Source organism: Oryzicola mucosus (genome assembly GCF_014534685.1).
In the GTDB taxonomy this organism is placed as follows: Bacteria; Pseudomonadota; Alphaproteobacteria; order Rhizobiales; family Rhizobiaceae; genus Oryzicola; species Oryzicola mucosus.
Genome location: NZ_JACVVX010000011.1, coordinates 65,599 through 71,898 on the forward strand (window position 1 = coordinate 65,599; position 6,300 = coordinate 71,898).

Below are 6,300 nucleotides of genomic sequence, written 5' to 3' on the forward strand. Positions count from 1 at the left end.
ATCAGAGGAAGTATTCAAACCGTCTAGTCTCTGCGTCGTACGTGGTTGATCGTATTCCGCAGCCCGCATCAGGTGTCAGTCTGGAGAAATAGGCAAGGCTTGCCGAAGATCAGACAACCGCCGGGCCGCGAGGCCTGTCATAGATTCCCTGTCCGCAGCAAACGGATTGAAGGAGAACAGACATGAATACAGTTTCCATCATCACAGGCGGTAGCCGTGGTCTCGGCCGCAACACTGCGATCAGCATCGCGCGTCACGGCGGCGACGTCATCCTGACCTACCGCAGCGGCGTCGCCGATGCACAAGCCGTCGTCGCCGAGATCGAGGCCCTGGGTCGCAAGGCTGTCGCCCTCCAACTCGACGTGACCGACGTCGCCTCGTTCAAGGCCTTCGAAGACAGTGTCCGGCATGCCCTCTCAGCGACCTGGGACCGCAACACCTTCGACCACCTTGTGAACAACGCGGGCCAGGGCGAAATGGCGAGTTTTGCCGAAACGACGGAGGCCCAGTTCGATGCTCTGTTCAACACCCATGTGAAAGGCGTTTTCTTCCTCACTCAGAGCCTGCTGCCGCTGCTGGCCGATGGCGGCCGCATCGTGAATTTTTCTTCGGGTCTCACCCGCGTCTCGGCGGCCGGCTTCGCGGCCTATTCCGCCGCCAAGGGCGCCGTCGAAATCCTGACCGTGTATATGGCAAAGGAACTCGCCGAGCGTGGAATCACTGCCAATACGGTAGCTCCGGGTGCTATTGAGACCGACTTCCTCGGCGGCGCCGTTCGTGACATGCCCGATCTCAACAAGCAGTTCGCCGGCATGACTGCGCTCGGTCGCGTGGGTGTACCGGACGACATCGGGCCGATGGTTGCAAGCCTGCTCGGTCCGGATAACCGCTGGATCACCGCCCAGCGTATCGAAGTATCCGGCGGTCAGGTCATCTGACACGCCGGAAATCGAGAGGCCGCCTCGCGCGGCCTCCCGACACTCCGGCGAGTTCACCCAGCACGGATGGTTGCGCCAAACACCGTTCGTTCTTGATGATCGTGTGACGACATCCGCAGCCGGAAACGACAGGTTCGCAATATCCCGACAGCCTCAACCGGCCAATGCCAGCTTGCCGTATCGGCTGATCTCGGCCTCAACCTCGGCTACAAGGCTTTCCAGCGCCGGGTTTCTCGCCTTCTTGGCCCGACGTACGACATAGACGAGGGGCGGCGGAGCCGGCAGGCGCTCGCGAATGATCTCCATTTCCGGGCGCAGGTGACGTTCGCTGAGAAGCGCGACGCCGAGGCCAGCCTGTACCGCCGCGATGATGCCAGCAGCGCTGGCACATTCGAATACGGTTTCCAGATCCGCGCCGCCGTCCTGGCCGATGTCGATGGCCCAGCGCCGATAGAAGCAATCGTCATCGAAGGAAAGGAACGGCAGGGGACTGCCATTCTCCAGGGTCAGTTGGCGCGACTTCACCCAGTGCAAGTCTTCGCGGAACAGCACGACATCCGTCGGCCGGACCTCGTGCGCGAAGACCTGGATGATCGCGACGTCCAGTGCCCCGCGCTCCAGCATGGACCGGAGCACCAGGCTCATGCGCACTTTCGTCCGGACGGCCACCTGCGGATGCAGGCGCCGGAAGCGGCCGAGAATTCGCGACAGGTCCGAACAGGTCGTGTCCTCGGTCAGCCCGAGCAGAATGCGGCCTTCCAGATTTGACTTCGCCAGGCTGATAAGCGCCTCGTCGTGAAAGCCGAGAATCTTGTCGGCGTAGGCGAGAAGCGCTTCCCCATCCGCCGTGAACGTGCCTCCGCCTGGGCGCCTGTCCAAAAGGTCGCAGCCAAGACTGATCTCCATCCGCTTGATCTTGTGGCTGACGGCAGATTGCGACAGGCCGAGCGCTTCGGCGGCGCGTGTAATGCCGCCATGCAGCTTGATAGCCCGAAGGGCGCGCAAGGCGTCGATCTCCAGTCGCCTGCTGGTCGTCTCGATCATCGATGTTTCCAAGTCTTATCGTTCTGTAAATGATGTACCACATTGCATCCTTCAACAAGATATTATTACAAGTTAGAGCGATATTTTATATCATGATCGAAATTTGTCATGTGCATGCCGCGTTCCGAGCGCCTATCCGTGGCCGAAACTTGCTCCGGAACCGCCATGGCCACCCTCTCCACAGACATCGTCGGAACGTCGCGTTCCCGCCTGCTTCTGCCGCTCCTCGCTACACTGATGATCATCGGCTGGAGTTCCGGCTTCGTCGGCATCCGATATGCGAGCGAGGAGGCCAGCGTGGCCGTCCTTCTGTTCTGGCGAACCTTGCTGTCGGGTATCATCCTGCTTCCCTTCGCCCTGGCTTTCGGGCCGAGGATACGCCTTTCGGCGGTGCTGCCGCAGATGGCATTCGGCGTGATGGCCGTCTTCATCTATCTCGGTGGCTTTGCGCTCGCGATCGAGCAGAGGGTGCCGACCGGGCTCGTCGCGCTGATCTCGGATCTGGTGCCGCTGGCGATGGCGGCCCTGTCGCAGCCGCTTCTGGGCGAACGGCTTTCGGGACGGCAATGGCTGGGGACCGCGATCGCCGTGACGGGCGTGCTGATTGTCTCCTTCGACAGTCTGAGCTTCGGAGCGGCGCCTTTGTGGGCCTATGGGCTCACCATCGGCTCGATGTTGGTCTTCGCCGTCGCGTCCGTTCTGCGCAGAGGGAAGGCGTCGCTGAACATGCCCGTCCACCAGAGTCTGTGTATCCATTCGCTGACCGGTGCAGTACTCTTCGGCATCTGCGGTCTCTATCAAGGGGGCCTGGAACCGCCGCTGACGCGCGAGTTCGCCATTGGCATGGTCTGGCTCGTGCTCCTTGCCACATTCCTCGCCTATGCGGTTTATTACACGATGCTTCGTCTTTACACGGTCGCGCAGGTGAGCGCTGCGATCTACCTCAGCCCGCCGGTCACCATGCTTTGGGCCTGGATGCTGTTCTCGGAACCGCTGACTCCGGCGATGTTCATTGGCCTCGCGGTGACGCTGGTGGGGGTCTGGCTGACATCACGCGGGTGAGCTGCCGGTCCGCGTTCAGAGCTTTTCCGAGATCAAGCGCAGCCCGAACGCAGCAAGTGCAGTGCCGACCGCGCGTTCAATCCACTGACCGGCACGATCGTAAATCGCCCGAGCCGGAGGTGTGGAGAGGAGCACGATGACGAGGCCGTACCAAACCACCTCAAGGAGAAAGCCGCCCGTCAGCAGGGATAGCTTGGTCCATAAAGAGGCTCCCATGGGCACCGTGACTGCATAAAGGCTCAGGAAGAATGTGATCACCTTTGGGTTGGACAGGTTTACGATGATACCCGTCCGGAGCCCACTGATTGCACTGTCATGTGCCGACCCTCTGCTTTCCGGCGAAAGGGTGTGCCTAGCGCCCAGCCACGCCTTCACGCCGAGATAGATCAAGTAGCATCCGCCTGCGATTTGAACGAGGCTTGCGAGCCAGCCGATACGCGTCAGCGCAATCGACAATCCCGTGATGGTCAAGATGGCGTAGAATGTCGCCGCGAGCGCGAGACCCAATGTCGCGCCAATGGCCGCGCGGCGAGCACCCGACAGGGCCAGTCTAGAGATGAGCGCAAAGTTTGGACCCGGACTGGCCACTGCAAGGGCGTAGAAGCCAAGGGTGGTGGCGACAACTGCGATCTCCGAGCTCATGGTGCACCTCCAGATTTGAACGACAACGCGCGTATCGCATAAGAGTGCCATTGCACCTGGAGTTCCCTGCTTGACCGGCGGGCGGCGATGATTTTGTCCCGATGTGATCCAGCTGCGGTCAGCAGCCCGCTGGCCGAGAGTGATCCGGTCTAAGGTTTCCGTCAGTTGGCTGCAGGAATGCGGGCGATGACCTTGATCTCAAAGTCGAACCCGGCCAACCAGTTGACCCCGATAGCCGTCCAATTGGGATAGGGTTTGGTGTTGAAATAGCGGTTCTTGACGGCCATGAAAGGCTCAAATTGCCGTTCCGGCTCGGTGTGGAAGCTGGTGACGTCGATGATGTCATCCAACGTTGCGCCTGCTGCATCAAGGACGGCTTGTAGGTTCTGGAATGCGCGCTCTACCTGCTGAGAATAGTCGGGCTCGGGAGAGCCATCGGGTCGGCTGCCGACCTGGCCAGACACGAAAAGTAGGTCGCCGGAGCGGATTGCTGCGGAATAGCCATGAGCTTCGTAAAGGGCATGGCGGTCAGCGGGGAAGACAGCTTCACGTTTGTTCATCTGTGGCTCGATTCTTGTTTGCCCGGTTGTGGGATTTGATATACGCGGCGTATGTAGAATACAGCGATCCCCGTATGTCAATCCCATATACGCTGCGTATGTGAAAAGGTATTCTGATGGCCAGCAAGCGCCAGGCAATGATGGAAGAGAACCGGCTCAAGCTGATCGAAGCCGGAAGGAAGGCGTTCGCGGCGCACGGCTACGCGGCAGCGTCCATGGATGAATTGACAGCGTCTGTGGGGTTAACCCGCGGCGCTCTCTATCACAATTTCGGCGACAAGAAGGGCCTGCTTGCCGCGGTGGTGCATCAGATCGACAGCGCCATGGCACAGAAGGCGCAGCAGGTCGGTGCGCTCAAGGCTGATCCGTGGGAGGCTCTGCTTGCCGAGGGAGCGGCTTACATAGAAATGGCGCTCGATGCCGAGGTTCAGCGCATTGTGCTGCTGGATGGACCCGCCGTGCTGGGCGATCCATCGCAGTGGCCGAGCCAGGATAGCTGCCTGCAAAGCACAAAGCGGACCGTCGAGCGGCTGATCGCCGAGGGGCGCCTGAAAAAAGTCGATCCCGAGGCAATAGCGCGGCTTTTGAACGGTGCAGCGCTCAACGCCGCCCTCTGGGTCGCCGCGAGCGATGATCCGGTCAAGACCTTGCCAAGGGTGGTCGAGGCTTTCAATGCGATGGCCGCCGGACTGCGGATCAACTGATTCAGGGTGCCGGCACCAGGACGTGCTGGGCGAGCGTGGAGACTTTGCTCTCGATAGTACCCAGCGCAGGCTTCGCACGTCAACTCAGAGTTGTCGTCTGTCTAACGGATTCGGAGGCCTTCAAGACACATAAGCGGTCCCACCCTGACCGCCGAGTGACTAGTTCCAAGCTTTGTCAAACTCACGAAGCCAACTAACACCACGCCCGTGTCAACTAGCTCTGCAACCGATGAGGTCGCTGCTTATTAACCCCTCGCGCATACCGTCGCGCTTCGCCAAGGAGATGGAATATGCCTGAGAAATGTAAGCGATGCCGTGATGACAGCTCCTTTGACATCGCATTCACGATGGCGTTCCAACCGATCGTGGATGTAGTTGAAGGCCGGATATGGGGCTATGAGGCGCTTGTGCGCGGCCTGGCCGGCGAAGGGGCCGGAACGATCCTCTCACAGGTTACCGCGCAGAACCGGTATACATTCGACCAGGCGTGCCGCGTCAAGGCTATCGAACTGGCGGGGGCAATGATGCCCCAAGGCTCGAAGGCGAAGCTCTCGATCAACTTCATGCCAAATGCCGTCTATGAACCCAAAGCCTGCATCCGCGCCTCCCTCGGAGCGGCTGCCCGGGTCAAGTTTGACCCTAAGCGACTGATGTTTGAGTTTACCGAGAATGAGAAGATCGCTGATACCGCACATGTGCAGAACATCATCGAAGCTTACAAGCAGATGGGATTTACCACAGCGCTGGATGATTTCGGCGCGGGTTATGCGGGCCTCGGGCTACTTGCGGAGTTCCAGCCCGACGTGATCAAGCTGGACATGGAACTAATCCGCGGTATCGCGACGTCGCTAGCCCGACAAGTGATCATTCGGCACCTGGTCGAGATGGCCAAGGAACTTGGGGTGATCGTTCTTGCCGAGGGCGTGGAGACGCAAGCTGAACTTCTGTCGCTGCGGGCGGCCGGCATTGCGCTCGTGCAGGGCTATCTTTTTGCCAAGCCAGAGCTCGAGATGTTCCGCACTGAAGATGAACTGCCTTTCCTGGGCGAACTGCGCTGCTAGCTAAATATCATCCTGACTTGATTCCCACCTGCTGGGTGCGGGCGAATGTCCGCTTTGGGCTGGAGTTCCTGTCGAAATCAGCTCACGTCTAACGGAAGCTATCCGAACCTCGACGACCAGAAGCAAACTGACAGAATCGGCCACTCTTCAGCCAGAAATGGGTCGGTGAACGAACCCGCTCGCGCGGGAGGGCGCCTGGGTTGAGATAGAGGGCACAGGCCGGAGGTCGGGCTTCCATTGAGCCTGGCGCGGTAGCGGCAGAGCATGACGGGCTTCTTCAACAAGGAGC

At 60.1% G+C, this 6,300-nt stretch carries 7 protein-coding genes; 4 read left to right on the plus strand and 3 right to left on the minus strand.

Features of this window, described 5'->3' with window-relative positions:
- Window positions 1-182 precede the first annotated feature (182 nt).
- On the plus strand, window positions 183-938 hold the full coding sequence (locus tag ICI42_RS21995; protein WP_188166751.1) for an SDR family NAD(P)-dependent oxidoreductase: 756 nt from the start codon (window positions 183-185) through the stop codon (window positions 936-938).
- 153 nt (window positions 939-1,091) lie between these two features.
- Here the strand turns inward: ICI42_RS21995 and ICI42_RS22000 are convergent, their stop codons facing one another.
- Window positions 1,092-1,982 carry a LysR family transcriptional regulator gene (locus tag ICI42_RS22000; RefSeq protein ID WP_188166752.1) on the minus strand — a complete coding sequence of 297 codons (891 nt, stop codon included), beginning with the start codon at window positions 1,980-1,982 and terminating at the stop codon, window positions 1,092-1,094.
- A 165-nt stretch (window positions 1,983-2,147) separates the two neighbouring features.
- Here ICI42_RS22000 and ICI42_RS22005 point away from each other — a divergent pair, with 165 nt between their 5' ends.
- A complete protein-coding gene (locus tag ICI42_RS22005) occupies window positions 2,148-3,044 on the plus strand; it encodes a DMT family transporter (RefSeq protein ID WP_188166753.1) in 897 nt (298 codons plus the stop codon).
- A 15-nt stretch (window positions 3,045-3,059) separates the two neighbouring features.
- Here ICI42_RS22005 and ICI42_RS22010 read toward each other — a convergent pair whose 3' ends face one another.
- Both ICI42_RS22010 and ICI42_RS22015 read right to left on the minus strand, forming a co-directional pair.
- Window positions 3,060-3,686, minus strand: a complete 627-nt coding sequence (locus ICI42_RS22010) for a LysE family translocator (RefSeq protein WP_188166754.1) — start codon at window positions 3,684-3,686, stop codon at window positions 3,060-3,062.
- 161 nt (window positions 3,687-3,847) lie between these two features.
- A complete protein-coding gene (locus tag ICI42_RS22015; protein ID WP_188166755.1) occupies window positions 3,848-4,246 on the minus strand; it encodes a RidA family protein in 399 nt (132 codons plus the stop codon).
- A 116-nt stretch (window positions 4,247-4,362) separates the two neighbouring features.
- Between ICI42_RS22015 and ICI42_RS22020 the strand changes: the two genes are divergently transcribed.
- Entirely contained in the window at window positions 4,363-4,950 is a 588-nt protein-coding gene (locus ICI42_RS22020) for a TetR/AcrR family transcriptional regulator (protein ID WP_188166756.1), read from the plus strand.
- A 290-nt stretch (window positions 4,951-5,240) separates the two neighbouring features.
- Window positions 5,241-6,011 (plus strand): EAL domain-containing protein, encoded by a 771-nt coding sequence (locus ICI42_RS22025; protein ID WP_188166757.1) that lies wholly within the window; start codon window positions 5,241-5,243, stop codon window positions 6,009-6,011.
- Window positions 6,012-6,300: the final 289 nt, after the last annotated feature.

Coding starts and splice junctions, on each gene's coding strand:
- ICI42_RS21995 (WP_188166751.1), top strand. CDS start 183: ATGAATACAGTTTCCATCATCACAGGCGGTAGCCGTGGTCTCGGCCGC.
- ICI42_RS22010 (WP_188166754.1), bottom strand. CDS start 3,686: ATGAGCTCGGAGATCGCAGTTGTCGCCACCACCCTTGGCTTCTACGCC.
- ICI42_RS22005 (WP_188166753.1), top strand. CDS start 2,148: ATGGCCACCCTCTCCACAGACATCGTCGGAACGTCGCGTTCCCGCCTG.
- ICI42_RS22020 (WP_188166756.1), top strand. CDS start 4,363: ATGGCCAGCAAGCGCCAGGCAATGATGGAAGAGAACCGGCTCAAGCTG.
- ICI42_RS22000 (WP_188166752.1), bottom strand. CDS start 1,982: ATGATCGAGACGACCAGCAGGCGACTGGAGATCGACGCCTTGCGCGCC.
- ICI42_RS22015 (WP_188166755.1), bottom strand. CDS start 4,246: ATGAACAAACGTGAAGCTGTCTTCCCCGCTGACCGCCATGCCCTTTAC.
- ICI42_RS22025 (WP_188166757.1), top strand. CDS start 5,241: ATGCCTGAGAAATGTAAGCGATGCCGTGATGACAGCTCCTTTGACATC.